The sequence below is a fragment of the Acinetobacter soli genome, from assembly GCF_018139125.1.
Lineage (GTDB): Bacteria > Pseudomonadota > Gammaproteobacteria > Pseudomonadales > Moraxellaceae > Acinetobacter > Acinetobacter soli.
Map to the genome: position 1 here is coordinate 283242 of NZ_CP073241.1, position 25581 is coordinate 308822.

18 protein-coding genes are annotated in these 25581 nt (G+C 43.8%); 9 read left to right on the plus strand and 9 right to left on the minus strand.

Annotation, left to right across the window (positions count from 1 at the left end):
• Positions 1–37: 37 nt before the first annotated feature.
• A complete protein-coding gene (gene metH / locus KCV09_RS01225) occupies positions 38–3724 on the minus strand; it encodes a methionine synthase (protein ID WP_048763612.1) in 3687 nt (1228 codons plus the stop codon).
• A 444-nt stretch (positions 3725–4168) separates the two neighbouring features.
• Here metH and KCV09_RS01230 point away from each other — a divergent pair, with 444 nt between their 5' ends.
• Positions 4169–5797, plus strand: coding sequence for an inorganic phosphate transporter (locus tag KCV09_RS01230; RefSeq protein WP_004936016.1), 1629 nt, complete (start codon positions 4169–4171; stop codon positions 5795–5797).
• A 122-nt stretch (positions 5798–5919) separates the two neighbouring features.
• A complete protein-coding gene (locus tag KCV09_RS01235; protein WP_151816080.1) occupies positions 5920–7245 on the plus strand; it encodes a D-serine ammonia-lyase in 1326 nt (441 codons plus the stop codon).
• 31 nt (positions 7246–7276) lie between these two features.
• On the opposite strand, the gene KCV09_RS01240 is transcribed toward KCV09_RS01235, so the two are convergent.
• Both KCV09_RS01240 and KCV09_RS01245 read right to left on the minus strand, forming a co-directional pair.
• On the minus strand, positions 7277–8815 hold the full coding sequence (locus KCV09_RS01240) for a hypothetical protein (RefSeq protein ID WP_151816078.1): 1539 nt from the start codon (positions 8813–8815) through the stop codon (positions 7277–7279).
• Positions 8816–9046: 231 nt separating this feature from the next.
• The gene (locus KCV09_RS01245) at positions 9047–9664 is read right to left on the minus strand and encodes a rhomboid family intramembrane serine protease (protein WP_151816082.1); all 618 of its coding nucleotides are present in this window, start codon (positions 9662–9664) and stop codon (positions 9047–9049) included.
• A gap of 155 nt (positions 9665–9819) precedes the next feature.
• Between KCV09_RS01245 and nfuA the strand changes: the two genes are divergently transcribed.
• Complete coding sequence (nfuA, locus tag KCV09_RS01250; RefSeq protein ID WP_004936028.1) at positions 9820–10458, plus strand: Fe-S biogenesis protein NfuA; 639 nt, start codon at positions 9820–9822, stop codon at positions 10456–10458.
• Positions 10459–10624: 166 nt separating this feature from the next.
• Entirely contained in the window at positions 10625–12814 is a 2190-nt protein-coding gene (locus KCV09_RS01255; RefSeq protein WP_212515416.1) for a TonB-dependent siderophore receptor, read from the plus strand.
• A 27-nt stretch (positions 12815–12841) separates the two neighbouring features.
• Here KCV09_RS01255 and KCV09_RS01260 read toward each other — a convergent pair whose 3' ends face one another.
• Positions 12842–13843 carry a hypothetical protein gene (locus tag KCV09_RS01260; RefSeq protein ID WP_004936031.1) on the minus strand — a complete coding sequence of 334 codons (1002 nt, stop codon included), beginning with the start codon at positions 13841–13843 and terminating at the stop codon, positions 12842–12844.
• 277 nt (positions 13844–14120) lie between these two features.
• Between KCV09_RS01260 and KCV09_RS01265 the strand changes: the two genes are divergently transcribed.
• Positions 14121–14735, plus strand: coding sequence for a carbonic anhydrase (locus KCV09_RS01265; protein WP_004946131.1), 615 nt, complete (start codon positions 14121–14123; stop codon positions 14733–14735).
• Between the two features lie 38 nt (positions 14736–14773).
• Here the strand turns inward: KCV09_RS01265 and KCV09_RS01270 are convergent, their stop codons facing one another.
• A complete protein-coding gene (locus KCV09_RS01270) occupies positions 14774–15403 on the minus strand; it encodes an arylesterase (protein ID WP_228301580.1) in 630 nt (209 codons plus the stop codon).
• Positions 15404–15451: 48 nt separating this feature from the next.
• On the opposite strand from KCV09_RS01270, the gene KCV09_RS01275 reads away from it, so the two are divergent.
• The gene (locus KCV09_RS01275) at positions 15452–16156 is read left to right on the plus strand and encodes an ABC transporter ATP-binding protein (protein WP_004946140.1); all 705 of its coding nucleotides are present in this window, start codon (positions 15452–15454) and stop codon (positions 16154–16156) included.
• A complete protein-coding gene (locus KCV09_RS01280; RefSeq protein WP_212515418.1) occupies positions 16153–18630 on the plus strand; it encodes an ABC transporter permease in 2478 nt (825 codons plus the stop codon). Before KCV09_RS01275 ends, KCV09_RS01280 begins: the two co-directional genes overlap by 4 nt.
• 14 nt (positions 18631–18644) lie before the next feature.
• Here KCV09_RS01280 and KCV09_RS01285 read toward each other — a convergent pair whose 3' ends face one another.
• Positions 18645–19457: a rhomboid family intramembrane serine protease gene (locus tag KCV09_RS01285; RefSeq protein ID WP_212515419.1), complete on the minus strand. Its 813-nt coding sequence runs from the start codon at positions 19455–19457 to the stop codon at positions 18645–18647.
• Between the two features lie 81 nt (positions 19458–19538).
• On the opposite strand from KCV09_RS01285, the gene mtgA reads away from it, so the two are divergent.
• Together mtgA and ppk1 are read left to right on the plus strand one after the other, a co-directional pair.
• Positions 19539–20213: a monofunctional biosynthetic peptidoglycan transglycosylase gene (mtgA, locus tag KCV09_RS01290; protein WP_004936051.1), complete on the plus strand. Its 675-nt coding sequence runs from the start codon at positions 19539–19541 to the stop codon at positions 20211–20213.
• A 117-nt stretch (positions 20214–20330) separates the two neighbouring features.
• Positions 20331–22406, plus strand: coding sequence for a polyphosphate kinase 1 (gene ppk1, locus KCV09_RS01295; RefSeq protein ID WP_212515420.1), 2076 nt, complete (start codon positions 20331–20333; stop codon positions 22404–22406).
• Between the two features lie 60 nt (positions 22407–22466).
• Here ppk1 and oxyR read toward each other — a convergent pair whose 3' ends face one another.
• From oxyR to rubB, 3 genes are read right to left on the minus strand one after another with little or no spacing between them, the layout of a single operon-like run.
• Entirely contained in the window at positions 22467–23375 is a 909-nt protein-coding gene (oxyR, locus tag KCV09_RS01300) for a LysR family transcriptional regulator OxyR (protein WP_004936057.1), read from the minus strand.
• 13 nt (positions 23376–23388) lie between these two features.
• Complete coding sequence (gene estB, locus KCV09_RS01305) at positions 23389–24327, minus strand: esterase EstB (RefSeq protein WP_004936062.1); 939 nt, start codon at positions 24325–24327, stop codon at positions 23389–23391.
• Between the two features lie 52 nt (positions 24328–24379).
• Positions 24380–25561 (minus strand): rubredoxin reductase RubB, encoded by a 1182-nt coding sequence (gene rubB, locus KCV09_RS01310; RefSeq protein WP_212515421.1) that lies wholly within the window; start codon positions 25559–25561, stop codon positions 24380–24382.
• Between the last annotated feature and the right edge of the window lie 20 nt (positions 25562–25581).

Here is a 25581-nt window from a genome sequence, read left to right on the forward strand (position 1 = left end):
TTTAAAAAAATCCCTCGTTGAAGAGGGATTTTTTACTTTAGTTAATCGAATCATCTAGATTTGGTGCTAACCAACGTTTCGCTTCATCCAGTGTCCAGTCTTTACGTTTGGCGTAGTCTTCAAGCTGATCCTGAGAAATCTTACCGACATTAAAGTATTCAGATTGCGGCAAGCTATAATAAAAGCCGCTGACACTTGAAGGTGGCCACATGGCAAAACTGCTGGTCAGATAGGTTCCAATCTTATCTGTTGAACCTAACCAGTCAAACAACACTGCTTTTTCCGAATGCTCTGGGCACGCAGGGTAACCGGGTGCAGGTCGAATTCCGACATACTTTTCCTTAATTAAGGCATCGTTGTCGAGATTTTCATCTGGCTGATAGCCCCAATATTCTTTACGAATCCGTTCGTGCAAATGTTCGGCAAAGGCTTCGGCAAAACGATCTCCCAAGGACTGAACCAGAATTGCAGAATAGTCATCTCCTTTAGCTTTATATTCATTTGCGAGTTCTTCTGCACCAAAAATCGAGACGGTAAATCCACCTAGGTAATCGGTATGTTGCTCGGCTGGGCTAATAAAATCTGCAAGTGACAAGTTTGGTTTACCTGTCACTTTATCGGACTGCTGACGCAAATGCTCAAAGCGATGTGTGGCGTTACCTTGCATATCGTAAACAGAAACCGTGTCATCTCCCGTTCGTTTGGCAGGGTATAACGCAAATACAGCTCGGGCATCAAAGCGCTTATTTTCAATAATATCTTCAAGCATCGCCTGAGCTTGATTATATAAATCAGTCGCGGCTTCTCCCACCACATCATCAGTTAGAATTTTTGGAAATTTTCCGGTCAAGCTCCACGAGATAAAAAACGGAGTCCAATCGAAATATGGCACCAGTTTTTCAAGCGGATAATGGCTAATGACCTTTTCGCCAAGCAGATTTGGTTTAGGTGGTACGTAGGCATTCCAGTCAATGTTAAAGCCATTTTTTATTGCTTCTAAATAGCTAAGCTTGGCGGCTTTTGGCTGCTTGTTGGCGAGACGCTCACGAATTTTGGCGTATTCGGCACGTTGTTCTTCAATAAATGCACCGCGCATTTCTTTAGAAAGCAGGGTGGTGGCGACACCCACAGCACGTGAGGCGTCTGCGACATAAATCACGGCGTCATTTTGATACTGTGGTTCAATTTTGACTGCGGTATGCGCTTTTGAAGTGGTTGCTCCACCAATGAGAAGGGGAATGCTAAAGCCTTTACGCTGCATTTCTTTGGCTACAAACACCATCTCATCTAGGCTCGGCGTAATCAGTCCAGACAGGCCAATAATGTCACACTTTTCATCGATCGCAGTTTGCAAAATTTTCTCGGCGGGCACCATCACGCCCAAATCGACAATATCGTAACCATTACAACCCAACACCACGCCCACAATATTCTTGCCAATATCATGAACATCACCTTTTACCGTGGCCATGAGTACTTTGCCTTTGGTTTGTCCCTCTGCTTTTTCCGCTTCGATGTACGGATTCAGCCATGCCACCGCCTGCTTCATTACACGGGCCGATTTAACCACCTGCGGCAAAAACATTTTTCCAGAACCAAACAGATCACCCACCACGTTCATACCATCCATCAGCGGGCCTTCAATGACATCCAGCGGGCGTTTAGACTTCAGGCGTGCTTCTTCGGTATCTTGATCAATAAAGGTAGTAATGCCTTTGACCAAGGCATATTCCAGACGTTTTTCGACCGGTTGATTTCGCCATTCCAAATTTTCGGCTTCTTTGACCTTACCGCCTTGGCTGCGAAATTTCTCAGCCACTTCAAGCAATTTTTCAGTGGCATTTTGGCCTGATTCACCTTGGTTTTGATTCAGGATTACATCTTCAACAGCGTCTTTTAATTCTTTTGGAATATCGTCATAAATGGCCATTTGGCCCGCATTGACAATCCCCATGGTCATGCCTTGCTTGATGGCATGGTATAAAAATACCGAGTGAATGGCTTCACGGACGGGTTCATTGCCACGAAAAGAGAAGGAGACGTTAGATACGCCGCCAGAAATCATGGCATGAGGTAAATTCTGTTTGATCCAGCCAGTTGCTTCAATAAAGTCAACCGCATAATTATTGTGTTCTTCAATACCGGTTGCGACCGCAAACACGTTTGGATCAAAAATGATATCTTCAGCCGGATAGCCGACTTCATTCACCAAAATATCATAGGAGCGTTTACAGATTTCGCGCTTACGTTCAGCGGTATCGGCCTGACCGACTTCGTCAAACGCCATCACAATGACAGCCGCGCCATATTGACGGCACAGACGCGCTTTTTCGACAAACTCATCATAGCCTTCTTTAAGCGAAATGGAGTTGACGACAGGCTTACCCTGAACACATTTTAAGCCCGCTTCAATAATTTCCCACTTCGATGAGTCAATCATGATGGGCACACGAGAGATTTCAGGCTCAGAGGCCACCAGATTCAAAAAATGCACCATGGCATTTTGAGAGTCGAGCATGCCTTCGTCCATATTGATGTCGATGATTTGAGCGCCTGCTTCAACTTGTTGCTGTGCAACTTCCAATGCCTCGGCAAATTGTTCTTCACGGATTAAACGCAAAAACTTTTTCGAACCCGTGACATTGGTACGTTCACCGACATTCACAAACAATGAATCGTCATAGATATTAAATGGCTCTAAACCACTTAAACGACAAGCAGGAACTGTTTCAGGCACTGAACGTGGCTGAATATCTTTTACCGCGTTGTAGATTGCACGGATATGATCTGGCGTTGTACCACAGCAACCACCAGTAATATTAATCAAACCGCTTTCGGCAAACTCTTTTAAGAAAGCCGCTGTTTGTTCTGGCGTTTCATCGTATTCACCAAATGCATTCGGCAATCCGGCATTTGGGTGCGCTGAAACAAAAGTATCGGCGACATCGGAAATGGTTTTAACATGCGGACGCATGGCATCTGCACCGAGTGCACAGTTAAAGCCAATCGAAAGTAAATCGCCGTGGCGTACAGAGTTCCAAAATGCCTCAGCCGTCTGACCAGTGAGAGTACGCCCTGATGCATCGGTAATGGTGCCTGAGATCATGAGGGGCAGTTCACGACCGATCTGCTTAAAGACTTCCTTAACCGCAAAAATTGCCGCTTTACAGTTTAAGGTATCGAAAACGGTCTCGATAAGAATGATATCCGAGCCACCTTCAATCAAGGCATGTGTGGCTTCAATATAGTTGTTTTTAAGTTCATCGAAGGTGACGTTACGAAATGCAGGATTATTGACATCGGGAGAAATGGAACAGGTACGTGATGTCGGGCCCAATACCCCTGCAACAAAGCGCGGTTTATCTGGGGTACTGTATTTCTCACACGCGGCTTTTGCCAAACGTGCTGCTTCGCGGTTAATCTCGGGAACCAATTCCTCCATATGGTAATCCGACATCGACACGCGAGTACCATTAAAGCTATTGGTTTCGATAATATCGGCACCCGCTTCAAGATACGCTTCATGAATACCTTGTATAATTTGAGGCTGGGTTAACACCAGCAGATCGTTATTGCCCTTGAGGTCATGTGCCCAGTCTGCAAAACGCTCACCACGATAATCTGCTTCTTCAAGCTTATGACGTTGAATCATGGTACCCATCGCACCATCAATAATGAGAATGCGCTTGGCAAGCAGCTCTTTGAGGGTGGCTAGCGTCGACATGGAGAACCCCTAACGATTTAAAAATGCGCATTATTGTAACAGAAGCCATAGTATTTGATGTCATTTTCATCAAGAACTGATGCGATCAAAAAAATGCGATGAGTCATTTTTTACTTTAAGCGCTGAAAATTTCATCAAAGTGAAATAATTAACTTTCAAAATGCTTAAACAGGCAGCAGCTTAGCGCTTCATTTAAGTTAAGTGTCATTTTTTTCGGCAATTATGACAAATTAAATTATAAGCCTGTCATAAACTTATTAAAACTATTAAGTTTTTGAAATATAAAAACATAATTTTATTTTGCGTTAAAAAAATAGCGCAATTTAGGCGAAAAATGAAGTTAATTGAGCAAAAATTGACTTCATTAGGGCGTCGTTTGTCATATAATTGTCATAATTTAATTTAAGAATAAGGGGATTTTATTGATCCCCTTGAACCGTCTGCATGAATTCAAATCTTCCCCCTGTTTCGGATTCAAAGCCTGTGGAACCTTCACATGCGAAATCGACGAATGTACACGTACCGACACCGAAGTTCTTTATGCCGGTGTTTCTTACGGTCATCGTTGCGACTCTGATTTATATTGGATTTCAGGTCAATGCTGATTTAGCGCATGTTCCACCTTTAAATTTGTATTCTATTATTCTCCTTTCAACGGCATTGTTTATTGCCTTGGGATTTGAATTTGTAAATGGTTTCCATGACACAGCCAATGCTGTGGCGACGGTCATTTACACCAACGCCTTACCTGCACCTGTTGCAGTGATGTGGGCGGGCTTTTGTAACTTTCTTGGCGTGATGGTGGCCAGCGGTGCAGTTGCCTACGGTATTATTGCGTTACTTCCTGTTGAACTGATTATGAATGTCAGCAGTGGTGCCGGATTTGCCATGGTGTTCGCGCTCCTAATCGCAGCGATTATCTGGAACTTAGGTACATGGTTTTTGGGTATCCCAGCATCAAGTTCGCATACCTTGATTGGTTCGATTTTAGGTGTGGGCATCATGAACCACATTTTAAATGCATCGACGGGTACCAGCGGTATCGATATGGATCAAGTGATCAAGGTCGGTAAAGCGTTACTCTTTTCTCCTTTAATCGGTTTTGCATTTGCTGCGATCTTATTTTTGCTGGTGAAAAAAGTATTCCGCCGTCAGCTTGAATTGTTCCAGCCACCAGAAGGCAACAAGCCACCACCACCATTGATTCGTGCAATTTTGATCTTTACCTGTACAGGTGTAAGTTTTGCACACGGATCAAACGATGGTCAGAAAGGTATGGGCTTGATTATGCTGATCCTGATTGGCTTGGTTCCTTTGGCGTACTCGCTCAACAAGAACTTGGATGCACAGTATCTTAAATCGTTTGAGCAACTTTCAGGTGAAACGGCAATTGTCTTGCATGCCAACCAAAATGAAATGCAAGATGAAAAGGCGCGTGTTGTACTGACCAAGTTTATCCAGACCAAAGAGCAAACCCCTGAAGTTTTACCGGCATTGGCCAGCATTACAGATCACTTGGGTGAGCGCGTAGGACAGTATGGCGATTTAAAAGATATCCCAGAGCAGGCAGTCAGCGAAATTCGTAATGATATGTACTTGAGCACCACAACGTTTAAACGTTTGGAAAAAGCTGAAGCACTTCCTGCAATGACCCCTCAGCAACAAGATACCTTAAAAGAATATCGTAGCAACCTTGATGGCTTTTTACAGTATATTCCTAACTGGGTGAAGGTTGCGGTTGCCTTAGCACTTGGCTTGGGCACGATGGTAGGCTGGAAGCGTATTGTGGTGACTGTGGGTGAGCGTATTGGTAAAAACCACATGACCTATGGTCAGGGCATGTCTGCTGAACTCGTTGCCATGAGCACCATTGCAGCAGCAGATGGTCTAGGTATGCCAGTTTCGACCACACACGTCTTGAACAGTGCAGTTGCAGGGACCATGGTGGCGAATAAATCTGGTTTGAACTTTGCAACAGTAAAAACCATTATTTCGGCATGGATCTTTACCTTGCCAGCAACAATCTGTTTATCCGGTGGTTTATATTGGGTGTTCTTACAGTTTGTTGGTTAAACTGCTATTCTAAAAAAGGTCACATGGGTGGCCTTTTTTTATGTCGCAATATTTCTATTTTCCGCTCAAACACGTATAAGTTTAAAGCAGATAATCAATAAGCTTTACAGGGTTTTGCCGTCATGATGTCATCTCTTGCATCTGCGTTACAACATGATCAGTTAATCAATGCATTAAAACACTATCAAGAAATCTTTTGGTATCCACCTGAAACTAAGGATTGTGAGCATGGTCTAAATGGGGTTGGTCTTCGCCGTGCCGATATTGAAGATGCCGAACAGCGTCTAACACGCTTCGCACCTTATCTGGCTAAGGTGTTTACTGAGCTCGAAGCTTCACATGGGCGGATTGAATCTGAGATGGTGTCTATCCCTAACATGCAAAAACATGCCTGTGCTACGCTCAATTTACCTACCACAGGGCAATGGTGGTTAAAAAAAGACAGTCACTTACCCATTTCAGGTTCGATTAAAGCACGAGGTGGGATATATGAGGTATTGGCACATGCTGAAAAGTTAGCGCTTGAAGCAGGATTACTTCAGCCAGATGATGACTATACAATCTTTGATTCAGCACCTTTTCGTCAATTTTTTGCGCAGCATCAAATTGCTGTAGGATCTACAGGAAATTTAGGTTTATCGATAGGCATCATGAGTGCCAAACTTGGCTTTCGTGTGAGCGTACATATGTCAGCCGATGCTCGGCAGTGGAAAAAAGACAAATTACGTTCGCTGGGTGTCAATGTGGTGGAATATGCCAGTGACTACGGCGTGGCGGTCGAACAAGGCCGAAAAGCCGCCGAAAACGATCCTTTATGTTTTTTTATAGATGATGAAAATTCGAAAACCCTGTTTCTGGGCTACGCTGTTGCAGGCTTGCGTTTAAAACAGCAACTCAACGATCATCAAATCAAGGTCGATGCGGCGCATCCATTATTTGTTTATTTGCCTTGCGGCGTAGGCGGTGGTCCTGGAGGCGTCAGTTTTGGTTTAAAGCATGCTTTTGGTGAGCATGTGCATTGTATTTTTGCAGAACCGACACATTCTCCGTGTATGCTTTTGGGTGTTTATACCGGATTACATGACCAGATTTCAGTACAAGATATTGGCCTAGATAATCATACTGCGGCAGACGGACTGGCGGTAGGGCGCGCCTCTGGCTTTGTTGGTCGTGCCATGCAAGATCTGATCGATGCCTATGTGACGGTCTCGGATGCACAATTATTTCAGTTTATTCAATTGCTCAATCAAACTGAGAATATTCAGCTTGAGCCTTCAGCGATAGCAGGCTTACTCGGAATTGGGCATGTACTTCAAAATCAGGATTATCAGCGAGTACAACAGTTAAGTGACTCGCAGTTGAAAAATGCCACGCATCTCATTTGGGCCACTGGCGGTGGCATGGTCCCTTCCGATGAAATGGCCAAGTACCTGAGTATGCATGGCTAAGAAAAAGCCTGTCAGTTTGACAGGCTTTTTTTTATTTTTTGAGCCAGTGCAGAGGCAGTTTATCCGAGGCAAAGCCATAAAGCGCCGCAAAGGGTAGCGCAGTACGTGCCAGATATGCAACCCGCCACAAACCACCATGATTAGCGCCTTCCATCATCAGCTCTAGTGGATGATCAATGGAAGTGTGCGGATTCGCTGCACATTCATCATTGCGTAAATCGTGTACCCAAAGCGCAGCCATAATGGCATTGGTGGTTTCAGGTGCAAAGGCTTCAACATCAAACAATGAAGCACCATTAAACGCAGCTTTGAGGATTGGATTTTTGGTGACAGAGTGTGTGGTAGTTGAGGGTGCAATATTGATGCTCACGCGTTGACCATTTTGGTGAGCCAAAATAGCACGCCACTGTTGAATACGTTTTGCCAGCGCATAATTTGGGCCTTGCTCGAGCACTAGACAGTCTGCCACACCGTAGTGTTTATCATTATCTGAGCGAATCAGTGCTTGTTCACTCGATTGAAAAAAGTGTTTCAAGGTCAGAGTCTTAATACCTGCCGTCAAGACTTTTTGTAAGTTTGAGCGTTGCTCTGCTTTTTGATGTGCTGCTTCGACCACTTCTTTAGGAACAGCATAAATGTCGGTTGGCGTACACATAAACATAAGTGAGCTATCTGGTTTGTGTTCACTCACTAGGCTCATGATCGTGTCCATGGCCATAGATACCCGCACATGTTTTTCGCCGTCTAGATAGGCAATCGCAGCCAAATCGAGTGAAGATTTAAATTGATTTAACCACGTGACCACTTCGGGTAACTGGGTAAGTAGATTTGCGCCAAGTTTATGTTTTAAATCAGCAGAGGATACGCCAGCATCCAGATTTTCTACACAAGGTGCTATCAGCTTGGCATTGCCTTTACGCACGGTATCCAGAATTTTTTCCCATACTTTTGGATTGGGCAGATCGACGGCCACGATATTGGCTCGCCATTTTGACAACCAAGTGAGCGGGCCAGCTTCTGAGGCTGCGCCAAACAGCACCATGGTACGGTCAGATAAATCAAACCATTCAGGGTGGCTGCTGGCCAGTCTTAACGCTTTTGCATGGCTTGGTTCAATAATGCCGCGCGTTTCCCAGTCTTGAATCTGAGTAAGTAAAGCTTGTCCCGTCAGCTTTTTACCGCCATAAGGTACGTACCATTCAGGATCATCCTGACTTTCACCTTTGATGGTCACGCTATGAAGTGGAGACACGTTTGCCACATTCATGACATCTTTGAGCAGGTATTTAATGCCATCGCGGTAAAATACAAAGCTGTGGTGCGCTTTGTGTAAACCTTGCTGGGCAATGTTCACGCTCTGATGTCGGGTACGAATGCCATGCTCGACCAACGCTCGAAAATACACCGGATACTGCTTGCGCCATTGTTTTTCGTTGAGCGCCTGCTGAGAGAGCTTGTTATCGACAATCGATAATGCTTCTGAAATGATCGCTTTGCCTGTATGAGATGTACTCGGCTTTTGCGTGGTTTCGAGCAGGGGAAATTGTAATCCGTCTAGTGAATTGGACATGCAGAAAGTCTCACGATGTATTTTTAATCAATAGCATTTTGCCATTATCTACCGTATATACCTGCAAAGAGTGGCAATAACTACCAAATTTGAAATGAATCGTTAAATTTAATTTTGATCATGTGAAGTCAGTTGGACTTTATGCGTGCTTTGTAAAACGCTTGGCTCTATTACGTTATCGCCTCATAGTGAGGCGATAACGCGTTAAACCCATTCATCAGTATATTGCGTTTAAAAAGGTAGTTGGGTGAGTTTGTTTAAAAAGTGCTGAATCAGGCGTGGTTCTAATATAATCGTCATGACCACACCATAGGCTGCTCCCCAAAGGTGTGCACTGTGATTGATGTGGGTATTGCCACGTTTGCCAGACCAAATGCTATATGCGACATACAATATGGCAAAGATAATCGCTGGAACCGGGATGAAAAAGACAAAAATCAGTTTCCACGGTTCAAACAAAATATAGGCAAACAATACCGCTGAGACAGCCCCAGATGCACCTAAACTGGCCCAGTGCGTATCGTTTTTATGTTTGAGATAGCTGGGTAAAATAGCAACAATTAATCCGCCCAAATAAAACAACACAAAGCCTAAATCAAAGAAATACTGTCTGTAGAAGCTTTCGATAATGCTGCCAAAAAAGAACAGCGTAATCATATTAAAAAGCAAATGCGTGCCATCGGCATGCACAAAACCATGGGTGATGAAACGATCAATCTGACCGCGTTGCATAGCGGGTGGCCAAAAAATCAGACGATTCATGACATTTTGGTTGGAAAAAGCCAACAGTGAAACGATCACGGTAATGATGATCAGGGTAATCGTATGATTAAACGGTAAATGCAGCATAAGATGAGAAAAAAGTTTTATTTGATGTCCATCATGCCATTTTTTGAGCATGAATAAATACCAAAAGTAAAACAAATCCGACAAATTTGGTTGATTTTTTTTAAATCCCCCGCATCTTCAGTTAAGATAAGCACTTCAGCTTGAGGATGATTGATATGTCGACTGAGAACACCAACACTGCCGTTGCAGATGAAATTCCAAATCTTTTAATTACACCGACTGCACAAGAGTATTTAAAGGATTTATTGGAAAAGCAAAACACTCCGGGTATTGGCGTTCGTATCTTTGTTGAAAACCCGGGTACGCCACGTGCAGAATGCTGTATGGCCTATAGTGCACCGGATGAAGTGGTTGCCACCGATTACAAACAAGAATATCCAGATTTTCCAGCATATGTAGACGGACCATCTATTCCGTACCTGCTTGATGCTGTGATTGATTACAACAAAGATCGTTTTGGTGGCCAGTTAACATTCCGTGCGCCAAATTCTAAAGTGCCACGTGTTGGACCAGATGCATCGATTGAAGAACGTATTACCTATGTACTCCAGTCTGAGATCAATCCGGGCTTAGCAGGTCATGGTGGTAACTGTGCACTCGTCGAAGTACAAGACGATGCAGAGCACGGCTTAACAGCTGTACTTAAATTTGGTGGTGGCTGCCAAGGTTGTTCTGCAATTGATGTAACTTTGAAACAAGGTGTCGAGACGACTTTACGCCAGCATATTCCTGAGCTTCAGCGCGTTGTGGATCAAACCGACCACACCCAAGCAGAAGGCGCTTACTTCAAATAATTTTTGATAAATTCGCTGTAATGAAAACCCCTGAGTTTCGGCTCAGGGGTTTTTTAGTTTTTAATATTGAGAATTATTATCAATATTGTTTGTAATTTTATTTCTTTTTGCTAGAATTGTCACGCAATTTAAGCTTGATTTAATATTTGTAACAAAGGGGATGTCAATGTGTAAGCCGTTATTTCGTACAGTTTTATCCGCAGCCATACTCAGTAGTATGTTCTCAGTGGCTTATGCAGAAGATACGCAGCAAGATGATCAATCTAACCCAGATGCAACCAAACTTGAGAAAATCGTTTTAACGGCAGAAGAGCAGATCAAGCAATCATTGGGTGTGTCTGTGATTACCGCAGACGATTTGGAACGTATGCCGGTGGTCAATGATGTATCTGAATATATTCGTAAAATGCCCGGGGTAAACCTGACTGGAAATAGTTCAACGGGTCAGCGTGGCAATAACCGTCAGATCGATATTCGAGGAATGGGGCCTGAAAATACCTTGATATTAATTGATGGTAAACCAGTCACTTCACGTAATTCAGTGCGTTATGGATGGCGTGGCGAGCGCGATACACGCGGTGATTCAAACTGGGTACCTGCCGATGCAATTGAATCGATTGAAGTAATTCGAGGGCCAGCCGCAGCACGCTATGGCAATGGCGCGATGGGAGGCGTGGTCAATATTAAAACTAAAAAAATCACCAATGAAACGCATGGTTCTGTCGAACTGTTCAGCAATCAGCCTGAAAACAGTAAAGAAGGTGCAACCAATCGTGTGAGTGTTAATTTAAGCGGCCCGATTATCCAAGATGTGCTGTCTTATCGTATTTATGGGAACTTCAATAAAACGGACAATGATGCAGTCGATATTAATCCACTTACCCCAAGCGGTACGCGAGCTGCTGGTCGTGAAGGAGTAGAAAATAAAGATCTGAGCGCTCGATTTGCATGGCAGGCAACCGATCATCAAACGCTGTTATTGGATTTGGCTTCGAGTCGTCAAGGCAACTTATTTGCAGGTGATTCACAAAATAGTGGTGTTGATCCGATCTCAAATGAAATTCTCTCGCAATTGATTGGTAAAGAAACCAATACCATGTGGAAAGACAGCTATGCCATGACCCATGAAGGCAAGTGGGACTGGGGCGATAGCCGTATTATTGCGCAGTTTGATCGAACCAAAAATAAACGCTTTGCCGAAGGGACTGCTGGTAGGGTTGAGGGGCAAATTAATAGTTTAGGCAACCGAACCACATCGACATTGGATACACTGCGCTTAAATGGTGAGGTGAATATTCCACTCGACTTCTATGTGCCTCAAAATTTAACTGTGGGTACAGAATGGGTTGAAGATCGTTTTAAAGACCCAGGAAATACCACCCAAGGAACGGGTGAGTATGCGAATTCATTGACTACTGGCGATCGCAGTAAAATGAATTCACGTATTGCATCGGCATATGTAGAAGATAACCTTAAAATGACCGACAGTACCGACTTTGTTTTGGGCTTGCGCTTTGATGATCACAATAAATCTGGCTCAAACTGGAGCCCAAGCTTAAATATCACACAGCGTTTAGGTGATTACTTCACGCTCAAAGGCGGTATTGCACGTGCCTATAAAGCACCAAACTTGTATCAAAATGCAGAAGGTTACTTGCTTGCAACTAAGGGGAATGGCTGTCCGATTGGGCTAACGCAATGTGTCCTTCAAGGTAATGATGATTTAAAACCTGAAACATCCGTCAATAAAGAGATTGGCATTCAATTCCAAAAAGATAACGTCAATGCCAGCTTGGCTTGGTTCCGTAACGACTATAAAGATAAAATTTCTTCAGGAACCGAAGTGTCACAGCAGGTTGTCATTGGAGCTACCACGTACAATGTTTTGCAGTGGACCAATATTCCTAAAGCATTGGTTCAAGGGCTTGAAGGCAGTGTGACGCTAGATTGGGGAGATATCAGCTGGACCAATAATTTTACCTACATGATGGATTCGGTGAACAAAGAAACTGGCAATCCGCTGTCGGTGATTCCAAATTACACCATCAACTCGATTTTTAATTATAAGATCACCGATAAAGCCGATGTTAACTTTGTCTATACGCAATATGGTCGTCAGAAACCCCGTCAATATGTCGAAACCAATATTGATAATACAGCTGGTTTAGTGACCGAAAGTATCAAAAGTTATGGCATCGCCGGAATTAACATGGGCTATAAATTTACTGATCAGTTCAGTGGCCGTGTGGGGGTCAGTAATGTATTTGACGAAGAAAAACTTCGCGATCTTTCAGTGAGTCAAAGTTATAACGAGCCAGGACGAGCGTACTACGCCAGCTTGAAATATCAATTTTAATAAAAAAAGCCGCATTAGCGGCTTTTTTTATAGCTTTAACAGTTGTTGTGTTTCAGCTGCGTAATAAAACTTTTCTAAGTAATGTCGTGCTCGTGTCGCCAAGTATTGTGTTTCGAGCATTTGACTCAAAATAGGTTTTAAGAGCGCACTTAACTCATGTTCAATCAGCGGTTCATGGATGTTCAGATCTTGAAGCAATTGATCAAAGGTACGTTCCTGATTGCGTGCATACCACGCGTAAATACCATCATGCACCTGCTGTTTTAAGTAATCGGTCTGCCGAAGATGTTGCCAGATTTCATGCCCCATCGACACGGTATTGGGTAAATCTTCAACTTCAATATAGTGGCGTAAAACACTCAGCGGTTGGAGTTTGATTTTGTGCCATAAATTGGCCTGAAAATGATAGAGCTTATCATCGCTAAAATGCTGATTGAGCACACTTTCACTGAGCTGGCTCAGCTTGGAAATATTCTTGTGCAAGTAATTTGAGACAGTTGCATCTAGGTTTGAATCGGTGACCGATTCAAGTACCGATTTGCCCATTTTCATGAACCGTCCTACACCCGGCACTTTTTTGGCCATGAGTGAATTGTCCATGTAATCTTGTATCGCATGTTGAATCAACTGGCTCACCATAGCTGAAAACGCGGGATTGTTGGTGACCCGTTTGATTAATGCTTTGCGGTGGTCACTTTTACTGGCGATGTATTGTGCGATACGATCGATGGTGAGCACTGGAATCACATCTTGAATCAGCGTTTGATCATTGAGCGGGTGAATCAGAGCAAAACGAATATGCTCTGCAATTTGATCAATCAAAAACGCCGTTGCAGGGGTATTTAAAATTTGTTTTTCAATCAACTGCTGAATCTGTTCAAATGACCAGATGTGCTGAAGCTGCTGTTGTTTGAACCAATGATAGAAGCTTGAAAACTCTGCTTGAATGGTCTCGGGTGCAGAAAACTCGTGTTGTAAAAATGCCAGATGTGCGTCGATCAATTGTTCAATCACTGGGTGTTTTTGCATGTTCAGCTTAATTTGAAAAGAATGCCTTCATACTAAAAGATATCCGCACAATTTGAAATGACCCTTTTTATGGAATATGGCAAATGATTTATCTATTTCAAATACACAAATTAAAATATCAACCATATAAAAAGTAATTTAAATTCATTTGTTTAGAACTATATTGATTGCAAAATAACAATATATAAATTTGTTGTAAGAGTTGAGATTTTGTCAGTGACTTTCTATAAGGAGCTGATTAAACTTATCTAAATTTTTAGTTGGATGGTAGAACAAAATGTTAACCGCACAAGAAGCATTGGATCGTCTAAAAGCTGGAAATCAGAGATTTATGAAAGGTGAAACCACCAATCATACTCTCGTGAGCCATCAAGAGCGTGCAGAAATGGCAGAAGGTCAAAACCCTTTTGCGATTATTTTAGGCTGTTCAGATTCACGTGTACCGGCTGAAATGGTTTTCGACCAAGGCTTAGGTGATTTGTTCGTGATTCGTGTGGCAGGTAACGTTGTTGCACCATCGCAAGTAGGTAGTGTTGAATTTGCTGCTGAACGATATGATTGTGCAGTGGTTGTGGTACTCGGTCATAGTCATTGCGGTGCGATACAAGCTACTGTAGATACTTTGCTCAATCCAGAAAATCCACCTTCTGACAACTTGATGTCTATTGTGAATCGTGTACGCCCATCAGTTGAAATTTTGCTGCAAACTGATTTAAAACACGATCACAATAAACTTTGTATGCATGCCATTCGTTCAAATGTATTTGCATCGGTCAATCAATTAAGACACGGTTCTGCTGTACTTGAAAGCTTGATTGCCAAAGGCAAAATGATTGTCGTGGGTGCTGAGTACTCACTTGAGACAGGTGAAGTTAATTTTTTTGATTTCTAAGTCCTGATACGTCGGCAGACGGTTGGGCAAAAGGCGTCTTATAAGGCGCCTTTTACGTATGGATATGCCGTTTTGAGTAAAATAGACTGCGCTTTGGCATTTGGATGAATCTGATCTTTTTGCATTAACGTTTTATTGCCCGCAACCCCTTCAAGAAAAAATGGCAAAAGTTTGACCTTATACTTTTGACTGACCACTTTATAATTATTTTCAAATGCCTGACTGTATGCAGTGCCGTAATTCGGTGGAATTTTCATTCCAAATAAAACAACTTTGGCTTGAGCAGCTTGACCTTGCTGAACCAGTTTTTCAAGATTCGCACGAATCAACTGAGGGGGTTGGCCGCGAAGTGCATCGTTGCCACCAAGCTCAACAATCATAACTTGCGGTTTGTAGGTTTGCAGCAATTTGGGTAGTCGTGCGAGTGCGCCGCTGGTGGTTTCTCCACTCACACTGGCGTTAATGACTTTATGCTGTTTAGGATCGTCCTGATCGAGACGCTTTTGTAAAAGTGCAACCCAGCCCTGTTCAGGATTGAGGCCATAACCTGCACTCAAACTATCACCGACCACTAAAATCGTTTTAGCTGAAACCGCAAATGGCATGATGCTAAATGAACCAATAATTAACCATTTTGTCCATTTTCCGTTTAAAAACATGTTATACAGTTGCATAGTAAGTCGTCGATGCTTTCACCAGAGGGGATACTGATCATCATGCCACAACCAATAATTTCTGCCCATCACCTGACACAATCTGTGCAATTTAATAACAATCAGTTAACGATTTTAGATCAGATCAATTTGGAAATTTTTGCTGGGGAACAGGTAGCAATTACAGGTCGTTCTGGCTCTGGAAAATCTACTTTATTGGGAGTGCTGGCAACCCTAGATAGACCTTCTTCGGGTGAGCTATGGGTGTGTGGTCAGGCAGTACATGGGATGTCGGAAGAGCAGCGTGCGACTTTAAGATTAGAGCATATTGGCTTTGTTTTTCAGTCTTTTCAGCTTCTGCCGCATTTGAGCGCACTTGAAAATGTGATGCTACCGCTACGCTTACAGGCATCATTTCACTTTAAAGATGCCGAGATGAAAGCACGAGAATGGCTTGCACGCGTGGGGCTTGAGCGTCAAGTTGAGCAAACACCTAAAGTTCTTTCTGGCGGGGAACAGCAGCGCGTTGCCATTGCACGTGCACTCATCGCCGAGCCAAAACTGGTATTTGCCGATGAACCTACAGGCAATCTAGATGGCCAAACCGCAAAAGAGATTGAACGTTTATTGTTTAAACTGAATCAGGAGCTTGGAACTACATTGGTGTTGGTGACGCACGATCAAAAACTGGCCAGTCAATGTCAGCGGCATTTTAATCTGGTCGATGGACGTATCAATGAAGAACTGGCAAAGGTGGAGCATGTATGAGTTCACTTTTAAAACCGTTATTGTTGCAAAGTTTACGAACGGGCGGGCTTTATTTATTGATCATTGCCTTATCGTTGGCGATCAGCGCAACCACTGCTTTAAAATTTAGTAACAATCAGGTCAAACAAGCCGTCAATCTACAAGCTGCGCAAATGCTGGCGGCCGATCTGGTGCTTTCCGATCAAGACCCTTTATCAAACCAGTGGTCACAGCGTGCGACACAAGATGGACTCAAACAATCGCGTGTCACGCTGTTTAGTTCAATGGCACGCACCGAGCAAAACTTTGTGATGGTCAATGTAAAAGCAATTGATTCGGCCTTTCCATTACGAGGTGAACTGCGTATTCAGCCGGCACAAAAAACGCCAGCAATAGGGGAGATCTGGCTGAGCACACGGGCTATGGAATTGCTGAAAGTGAAGCTGAACGACACGGTTTATATTGCCGATGGTCAATTCCGTGTGGCAGGTGTCATTGCGCATGATTCCAATCAGGAGCTGGGTTTTTCTGGTTTTTCTCCGACGGTGATCATCAATCAGAATGATGTCGCGAAAACCAATGCCATTCAGGTGGGTAGTCGGATCGAATACCGGTTGCTCCTTGCAGGCCGCCCAGATCAGACCAAACGCTTTGCAGATGAATTTAAGTATCTGCAACAAACGGACAGCAGCAGTGCACAGCAAGCAGATTCTGAAAGTGCAACCACCTTGCGCCTACGTGATGCCACGCAAGGTAATACTCGTTTGGTCAAACCGATTGAAAATCTAGACACCTTTTTGCAACTGGCAAATATTTTAACCATTCTACTCTGCGGGATTGCCATTGCCCTGACCAGTCAGCGCTATGTACAGCAAAACCAAGACCACATCGCGTTGATTCGATGCTTGGGTGCCAGCAAGGCACAGGTTTTATGGGCTTATATGGGGCTGCTCGCGATTGTAAGCTTCATTTCAATTGTACTGGGCAGTGCAATAGGTGTCGGTTTAGGCTTTGGACTACTGCAACTCATGCTGCAGTTAATACCGCAGTTACAACTGAATTTTTCAGTCTGGGATATCTGGATTGGCCCACTACCAACGGCCATCTTTACCAGCGTGGTGGTTTTGTTCGGATTTATCTTACCGAGTGTGTGGGAGCTGTTAAATACGCCGCCAATTCGGGTGATTCGTCAGGAAGTTCGGTCTAAACGCTCACTGGCGCTGATGTTTCTTGCCGGTATCATTAGTCTAATTGTGTTCAGTCTGGTGTTGAGTGATAACCTTCAACTGAGCGCACTTATGCTTGCTGCGATTTTACTCTTAAGTTTGTTGCTGTATGGGGTGGTCTGGAGTGTACTTAAGTTCATCAAAGGCCTTAAAAACGGACTTTCAGCCTATGTGCGTTTACCGCATCAGAGTGCGATCCAAATTACGGCTTTGGCGTTAGGAATCAGTCTGATTACGGTGCTGAGTGTCTTACGAGTCGATTTGCTTGAGCGCTGGCAAGAACAATTGCCTGAAGGGACGCCTAATCAATTTGTCTATGGTTTACCGCCATTCGACATGCCGCAGCTACAACAGCAATTAACCCAAAACGGTTGGAAAAGCACACCGCTATACCCGAATATCCGTGGTCGACTGGTGGCTAAAAACGATCGCGCCTTTACGCCCGAACAAGTCAAACAAAACAATGCACTGCGCCGTGAATTGAATTTAACTCAATCACGCACATTCCCAGACGATAATAAAATCGTTTCAGGGGTAACGCGCTTTAATCAAGTCAATCAAGTGTCGGTAGAGGCTAAACTGGCCGAAGAGCTGGGGATTAAAATTGGCGATAAACTGACCTTTCAATTGCCTGAAGGTCCGTTGTCTGCCCGAGTGATTAACCTAAGAACCGTGGAGTGGGAAAGTTTCAGTCCGAATTTCTTCTTTATTTTCTCACCATCGACCATCGATGAGAACTCAGGCAGTTATTTAGGGAGTTTTTATGTTCCCCCGCAAGACAAAGCCAAACTGGTGGGGCTTATTCAGCAATTTAGCAATACCGTCTTTATCGATGTCAGCTTGATCTTGGAAGAAGTCAAACGACTGGTCGGTGTTTTGGTGCAAATTATTACTGTACTTGCCGTATTGGTCGGTATTTCGGGCTTATTGGTGTTAATTGCGTGTTTGAATCTTTTAATGGATGAGCGGCGTCAGGAAGTGGCTGTGTTACGTTCGTTTGGTATTGCCAAAACCAAGCTCAAACAATTGCTGATGCTTGAAGTCGGATTAATGGGTTTGTTGTCTGGGATTGTCGCATGTTTATTTGCAGAAGTGATTAGTGCGGTTGCCAGTTACAAGATGAACATTGCAGTTCAGTGGCATCCTGAAATCTGGTTGATTTTACCACTCACAATGATGGTGGTCTGTGCCCTGATTGGGCGTTATCGCCTCAGTTATTTATGTGACATTCCGCCACTGCAAAGTCTAAGAGAGCTGAATCAATCTTGATTCAATGGGCCAGCTTATAGATTAAGCTGGCTTTTCATTTGCATCAGAATGTGTTGCCACAGCTCTAAAATAGGCGCCAACAAACTGAGACAGTATTGATAAGCTAAATAGCACAATAAACTCCCCGTGGCTAAGCCGACAAGTTTTGCCACTGTGCTCACGGCGAAGCGCTGCCCCACATACCAGATCAGTGCCAGTAATGCGCCCATCAGCATCCCCCCAATATGCGCAGCGTTATTGATGCCGGTTGCCATGAAACCAAAGGCCAAGTTAATCGCCATAATGATCAATAACGCTTTTTTGTCGAGAATAAAACGTTGCCTCGGCAATGCAGGTAATATGGCCAGTATTGTGAGTGCGCCGCCAAGCCCCATCACCGCGCCAGAGGCACCGGCTCCCACATGGGGCAGTAAACTTGGATCAAAGTTTTCAAGTAGTGCATAACTGTCACGAATGGAGATATAACCACTGAGCAGACTCCCGGCCAGTCCGGCCAGAATATACAGGCCCAGATAATACCCGCGTCCGAGTAGTTGTTCGGCAATGTTGCCAAACACATACAATGCCCACATGTTCAGCATAAGATGAATCAAGCCAAAATGAAAAAACATGCTGGTAAACAGACGAGCCGGTTGCTCAAGATAGGTGAGCGGCGCAAAATCGGCTCCCCAGTAAATGGCATCGGCTGTGGTCGGGTTACTGGCATCTACGCCATGCATGATCTGCCAGACAAATAAACCCACGTTTATCATGATCAGTACAGCCGTAATCCACCAACTGTAGAGGTCAAGTTTACGATTCATCTGAGGTGGTCTTAGATCAGTCATGCTATGCTTTTGTAATCATTCAATAAGAGCGATAAAGTAGCTTAGCATGAAACTACAAACTCTCTGGAGAAAAGCGCTGACATGAAACGTTTTTTTGTACGTGTTATTTTGGCACTTGTCAGTGTTGTACTTCTGGTTCAACTTTGGATTTTTGCAAGTTTAGTATGGTGGCGCACGCAGCCTGTCAATACCAGCATGTTTATGCGCATTGCATCGTGGTCAGAGCCCTCTAAACCGCTTCAACACCATTGGCGTGACTACGACAATATTAGTAATAATTTCAAGCGAGCAGTAGTGGCTGCCGAAGATGGCAAGTTTTTGCAGCATCATGGTTTTGACTGGGATGGTATTCAGTACGCTTTAGAAAAAAATGAAAAATCAGGTGAAGTGGTCAATGGTGGATCGACTATCTCGCAGCAGTTGGCCAAGAATCTATTTTTATTCAATCAGCGTTCTTTTTTGCGCAAGGGCCAAGAAGCGATTGCGACTTGGATGATGGAGCGAATGTGGTCGAAGCAGCGTATTTTAGAAGTGTATATGAACTCGGTTGAATTTGGTGAACATATTTATGGTGTAGAGGCGGCATCTCAATATTACTTTAACCGCAGTGCTAAAAACTTAAGCCGAGAACAAGCTGCGTTTTTGGCTGCCTTACTACCCAATCCAAAGTACTATCAAAACAACCGAAACGACGCCAAATTTCGTTTTAAACAGCGCTTTACACTAAAATATATGCGCTACAGTCAAATTCCTTAAGAATCGAGATGTGTAATGAATATAAAAAACGTACTTTTAGTGCGTTTTTTTATGTAATTGAAATAATTTTGAAGCATACTAATTCAATCACGAAGCTTTTGTAGATAGGGTTGGCGCATGAATACTGCGATAACAACGACACCAGTAGAATATACTTACAACGATCGATATATTAATCGTGAATTATCCATTTTAGATTTTCATCTTCGGGTTTTAGAACAGGCGGTTGATCCGCTCCATCCTTTGCTCGAGCGCATGAATTTTTTACTGATTTTTTCACGAAATCTTGACGAGTTTTTTGAAATTCGTGTGGCCGGTATTCTAGAGCAGCTAGATTTGGGTAACGAAAGCCGAAGCCCTGATGGTCTGACGCCTAAACAGGTACTTGAGCAAATTTCACAAACAGCACATGCCGCGATTGAGCGTCAATACCGTATCTTAAATGAAGAAATATTGCCAAAACTACGTGACGAAGATATCTGTTTCTTGCGCCGTGGCGAACTTACCCCTGCACAATCGGCATGGGTGAAAAAATATTTTCAAGAGCAGGTTGCGCCAGTACTCACCCCAATCAGCTTAGACCCTGCACATCCATTTCCGCGTTTGGTCAATAAAAGTCTCAACTTTGTAATTACGCTCGAAGGTAAAGACGCCTTTGGCCGTCAAATTGACTTAGCAGTTGTACCGGCGCCGCGTTCACTACCGCGTGTAGTTCGTTTACCCGACGAGCTTACAGGAGGTAAAGAACATCATGTGATGTTGTCTGCTATTATCCATGAACATGTGTCTGATCTGTTCCCGGGCATGACCGCAACGGGCTGTTATCAATTCCGTGTTACACGAAATGCAGATTTGGCACTCAATGAAGATGTTGAAGATTTGGCTAAAGCACTAAAAGGTGAGCTGAGTTCCCGCCGCTTTGGTCGAGCCGTACGTTTAGAAGTAACAGAAAACTGTCCAAAACATATTTATAACTATCTGCTCGAAGAATTTGATCTGGATGAAGATCAGCTTTATAAGGTGGAAGGTCCAGTCAATTTGGCCCGTTTATTGTCAAACTTCAAACGTCCACATTTGCGTTATGACTCGCACACACCTGTTATTCCAAAGGTGCTTAAAAAGTCTGAGAATGTTTTTGCTGCCATGCAAAAACAGGACATTTTACTGCATCATCCGTTTGAATCGTTTGCACCTGTAATTAATTTATTGCGTGAAGCTGCGCGTGATCCACAGGTTTTGGCAATTAAGCAAACCCTTTATCGTAGTGGTCCCGATTCAGAAATTGTCCAAGTGCTGGTTGAAGCAGCGCGTAACGGTAAAGAAGTAACGGCAGTGATTGAATTGCGTGCGCGCTTTGACGAAGAGTCAAATATTGCGGTGGCAAATGTGTTGCAAGAAGCCGGTGCGGTGGTGGTATATGGCATTGTTGGTTATAAAACCCATGCCAAAATGATTCTGGTGGTACGCCGTGAAAATAACAAGCTGGTACGTTATGTGCACTTAGGCACGGGGAACTACCATGCTGGTAATGCACGGATTTATACCGACTATGGCCTCATGACCACAGACAAAGAGTTGTGTGAGGATGTACATCGCATTTTTCAGGAACTCACTGGTATGGGCAAAATGGCCAAACTGAAAAAGTTGTTGCATGCACCTTTTACCTTACACGCTCAACTCCTCAATTATATTGACGATGAAATTGCCAATGCCAAAGCAGGTAAGCCGGCGCAGATTATTGTCAAGGTCAATGCACTGACCGAAATGCAGCTGATCAATAAATTGTATGAAGCATCACAAGCAGGCGTACAGATCGATTTAATTATTCGTTCGATTTGCTGTTTGCGTCCAGGTTTACCGGGGCTGTCGGAAAATATCCGTGTGCGTTCAATTGTAGGCCGTTTCCTTGAGCATACCCGCGTGTATTACTTTAGCAACAATGGTGATGCCCGAATTTACTGTTCAAGTGCAGACTGGATGGATCGTAATTTATTTAATCGTGTTGAAGCATGTTTCCCGATTGAAGACCCTGCGCTGAAAAAGCGAATTTATCAGCAAGGTCTGGTGAATTACCTCAAAGATAATCAGCAAGCATGGTTACTTCAAGGAGATGGGACATGGATACGCGAACAGGCAAAAGAAGGGGAAGAACTGCATAATGCCCAACAAACCCTGATTTCACTATTTGCTTAATTAATCTCTCATAAAAAAAGGAGCCTTAAACGGGCTCCTTTTTTATTTTAACTGGGTGTATTAATCGCTTAATGACGATGTGATACGTTTTAAGATATCTAAAATCACATCAAATTCGCTTTGAAGCGGTGTGCTCTTACGTGTAATCAATGCAAGAACACGACTTGGTGCATTTTCAATTTCTTTCACCATCAAGTCATCGTTAAACTTGAGCATATGCGTATTGATTGCAATTTCTGGCAATAACGTAAAGCCAAGATTTGAAGATACCATTTCTACGAGTGTAGGAAGTGAACTGGCTTTTAAGCGATTGTCATTTTTACGTTCACCAACCGGACAAGCACTGAGTGCATGATCACGTAAGCAATGACCTTCTTCGAGCAGCATCAAACGTGATAAATCGAGGTCATCGAGAGACTGCGCCGAAGACGCATGCTTATCGTGTTTGTTGCAGACCAAGAACAGGTTTTCTTTGGCAATATCGACAACTTTGAGTCCACGCGTATCGAACGGTAGTGCCAGCACCACCATGTCTAAATTGCCGTGTTCAAGACGTTCAACAATTTTTTCACTTTGTGCTTCGTGCAGATGCAACTGAATTTTTGGCAGTTGCTTATGCACTTCTTCAAGTAGTTGCGTCAAGATAAAAGGTGCAATCGTTGGAATAATACCAAGATGAAGATCACCAGTCAGCGGCTCACTCATTTCACGGCTCAGTCGCATCAGATCTTGAGCATCTGCTAACAGGACTCGGGCGCGTGCAACGACTTGTTCCCCTAAAGGTGTTAAACGCACGTTTTGACGATCTCGTTCAACCAGTACGCCACCAAGCAAGCGTTCTAATTCCATGATGCCGCCAGACAGTGTCGATTGAGTGACAAACGAGCGGCGTGCTGCTTCAGTGAAGTGCAATGTTTCCGACAGTGTTACTAAATATGACAGCTGTCTTAGGGAGGGTAATGCAGCCATAATGTCCTAATGCTTATGATCTAAAGTGATTCGCAATCAAATGACTAAGCTGAGGAATAAAATGGGGCGGAATATCGTGTCCCATTCCATCAATTAATTCAAACTTAGCGCCTTTAATTGCTTTTGCAACAGCCTTACCATGACTAGGAGGTAACAACCGATCTTTCGAGCCGTGTACCACAAGGGTGGGCTGAGTAATCTGTTTGTCTAGTTGTAGTAAGGACCCCGTACATAATATTGCTAAAAACTGTTGAAGTACACCCGCAGGGTGATAACTTCGTTGATACAGTTTACGCGCAGTCTGTATTGCTTCGACCTGATTCACATATCCCGGTGATCCAATAATTTCGAATAATCTCAGACTATGATTAATAATACCATCTTCATCGGTGCTTTTGGGCTTACCAATTAGACTAAATAGTTGTTTTGGAAATGGAGGCGGTAATAGAGGCTGATTATTGCTGGTAAACATCAGGACCAACTTTTCAACTTTCTCAGGATATTTGGCAGATAAAATCTGTGCAATCATGCCACCCATTGATGCGCCGACCACGTGCACCCGATCTAGATGCATGGCTTCGATAAGCAGGGCAACATCTTCAGCCATATCATATAAAGTATAAGGTGCACCTTGATTTTCAAGCCCGAGTGCAAAACGTCCCATGAGCTTAAGGGTGTTTAGCCGTTTGCCTTTATTGCGAATTTTAGAGGACAGACCAATATCTCGGTTGTCAAAGCGAATCACGTAAAAGCCCTGATCGATAAGGGATTTACAGAAAAAATCGGGCCAGAATAGCATTTGGGCGCCTAAGCCCATGATTAACAGTAGGGGAGGATGAGCCGGATTACCACCCACCTCAACATGCAGTTCCAAGTCGTTACTGAGTTTGACTTTGGTTTCATGCATAAAGGCGGTATACGGCGAAGCGCTAAACTGCAAAGCACGATTCATGTTTATTTCCGTAAAGAAAGGACATTCCCCTGAATGCCCTGATAATAAAAATCTAAGCCTGTGCGGGCATTAAGTCAGGTACCAATTTGGTTAAGCTTAGGCGTTGTTTACCAGCAGTTGCTCCAAGCAGAACAAAACCACGTAACGTTTCTGAGCTATCCACCGCTTTAGCGAGCATACCGTCTTCAAAGGTTTCAGTTTCCCAATTCACGTCTACGTCGACTGGCGCAGGTAAAACGGTTAACGGTGCAGCTGGTGTTTTTACCGCCACAGGCATGGCTGGATAATGCACTTGCGTGGTCTCGCCGTTAAGGGTTTTGGCCAGTGCGCGTGCTTGTTGCATAATCGGCATGACATAAGGCAAGAGCGTCCCATTGACCTCAGCACAGTCTCCAATGGCATAAATATCCGTTTGATTGGTCTCAAGCAAACTGTTGGTTAAGATGCCACGGCTAGTGGTCACTCCCGCCTGTTTGGCTAAATCGATATTGGGCTGTAAACCAATTGCGGAAAGTACAACGTCGGCAAGCAACGTTTGTCCATTGGCGAGAGTTACCATATAGTCTTGATTGTCATTCGTTTTTGAAACTTTCTCAACGGTGGTCGAAAGAACAAACTGAATACCGCTCGCTTCAAGCTTACTCTGAAATGCTTCAGCTACATGTGCAGGTAACAAACGGCCCAATGGACGTTCAGAAAGATCAATCACGGTAACGTGATGCCCCGTATGCTGTAAGTCATTGGCAAACTCACAGCCAATGAGTCCTGCACCTAAAATGACCACACGTTTATCATCACGCTCTGCAAGGCGTTCTCGAAAAGCCCGGTAATCAATCAATGAATTGACCACATGAATATCATCGCTTGCATCACCACCAATCGCCAGACGGATTGGATTGGCACCTACGGCTAAGATCAGTTTGGAATAGGGTTGTTGGCGTGTTTGTCCGTTGTGTTCTAAAGTCAGTTCATGTTGATCTGGATCTATGGCTGTTACAACGGTATCGGACAAAATGTCCATCGAAAGCTGAGCACTCATTTTCGCTGCATCACCTAACGGAATTTGCTCAGGTGCCTTGTTACCTGCTAAGGCATTCGATAAGGTTGGTTTGGCGTAATTGACTGCATCATCCGCACTAATCATGACCAATGCCTGTTCAGGATTTAACTTGCGAAACTCACGAGCAAGGGTATAACCCGCCATGCCTGATCCAATGATGACGATAGGATGCATTCTTTTTCTCCAAAACTTAG

What these genes read in the sequence shown, in the direction of transcription:
- KCV09_RS01240 (WP_151816078.1), bottom strand. Translation starts at nt 8,815, where the DNA reads ATGTCCAATTCACTAGACGGATTACAATTTCCCCTGCTCGAAACCACG.
- mtgA (WP_004936051.1), top strand. Translation starts at nt 19,539, where the DNA reads ATGAAACGTTTTTTTGTACGTGTTATTTTGGCACTTGTCAGTGTTGTA.
- nfuA (WP_004936028.1), top strand. Translation starts at nt 9,820, where the DNA reads ATGTCGACTGAGAACACCAACACTGCCGTTGCAGATGAAATTCCAAAT.
- estB (WP_004936062.1), bottom strand. Translation starts at nt 24,327, where the DNA reads ATGAATCGTGCTTTGCAGTTTAGCGCTTCGCCGTATACCGCCTTTATG.
- KCV09_RS01230 (WP_004936016.1), top strand. Translation starts at nt 4,169, where the DNA reads ATGAATTCAAATCTTCCCCCTGTTTCGGATTCAAAGCCTGTGGAACCT.
- KCV09_RS01255 (WP_212515416.1), top strand. Translation starts at nt 10,625, where the DNA reads ATGTGTAAGCCGTTATTTCGTACAGTTTTATCCGCAGCCATACTCAGT.
- KCV09_RS01275 (WP_004946140.1), top strand. Translation starts at nt 15,452, where the DNA reads ATGCCACAACCAATAATTTCTGCCCATCACCTGACACAATCTGTGCAA.
- KCV09_RS01265 (WP_004946131.1), top strand. Translation starts at nt 14,121, where the DNA reads ATGTTAACCGCACAAGAAGCATTGGATCGTCTAAAAGCTGGAAATCAG.
- KCV09_RS01235 (WP_151816080.1), top strand. Translation starts at nt 5,920, where the DNA reads ATGATGTCATCTCTTGCATCTGCGTTACAACATGATCAGTTAATCAAT.
- metH (WP_048763612.1), bottom strand. Translation starts at nt 3,724, where the DNA reads ATGTCGACGCTAGCCACCCTCAAAGAGCTGCTTGCCAAGCGCATTCTC.
- ppk1 (WP_212515420.1), top strand. Translation starts at nt 20,331, where the DNA reads ATGAATACTGCGATAACAACGACACCAGTAGAATATACTTACAACGAT.
- KCV09_RS01280 (WP_212515418.1), top strand. Translation starts at nt 16,153, where the DNA reads ATGAGTTCACTTTTAAAACCGTTATTGTTGCAAAGTTTACGAACGGGC.
- oxyR (WP_004936057.1), bottom strand. Translation starts at nt 23,375, where the DNA reads ATGGCTGCATTACCCTCCCTAAGACAGCTGTCATATTTAGTAACACTG.
- rubB (WP_212515421.1), bottom strand. Translation starts at nt 25,561, where the DNA reads ATGCATCCTATCGTCATCATTGGATCAGGCATGGCGGGTTATACCCTT.
- KCV09_RS01260 (WP_004936031.1), bottom strand. Translation starts at nt 13,843, where the DNA reads ATGCAAAAACACCCAGTGATTGAACAATTGATCGACGCACATCTGGCA.
- KCV09_RS01285 (WP_212515419.1), bottom strand. Translation starts at nt 19,457, where the DNA reads ATGACTGATCTAAGACCACCTCAGATGAATCGTAAACTTGACCTCTAC.
- KCV09_RS01245 (WP_151816082.1), bottom strand. Translation starts at nt 9,664, where the DNA reads ATGCTGCATTTACCGTTTAATCATACGATTACCCTGATCATCATTACC.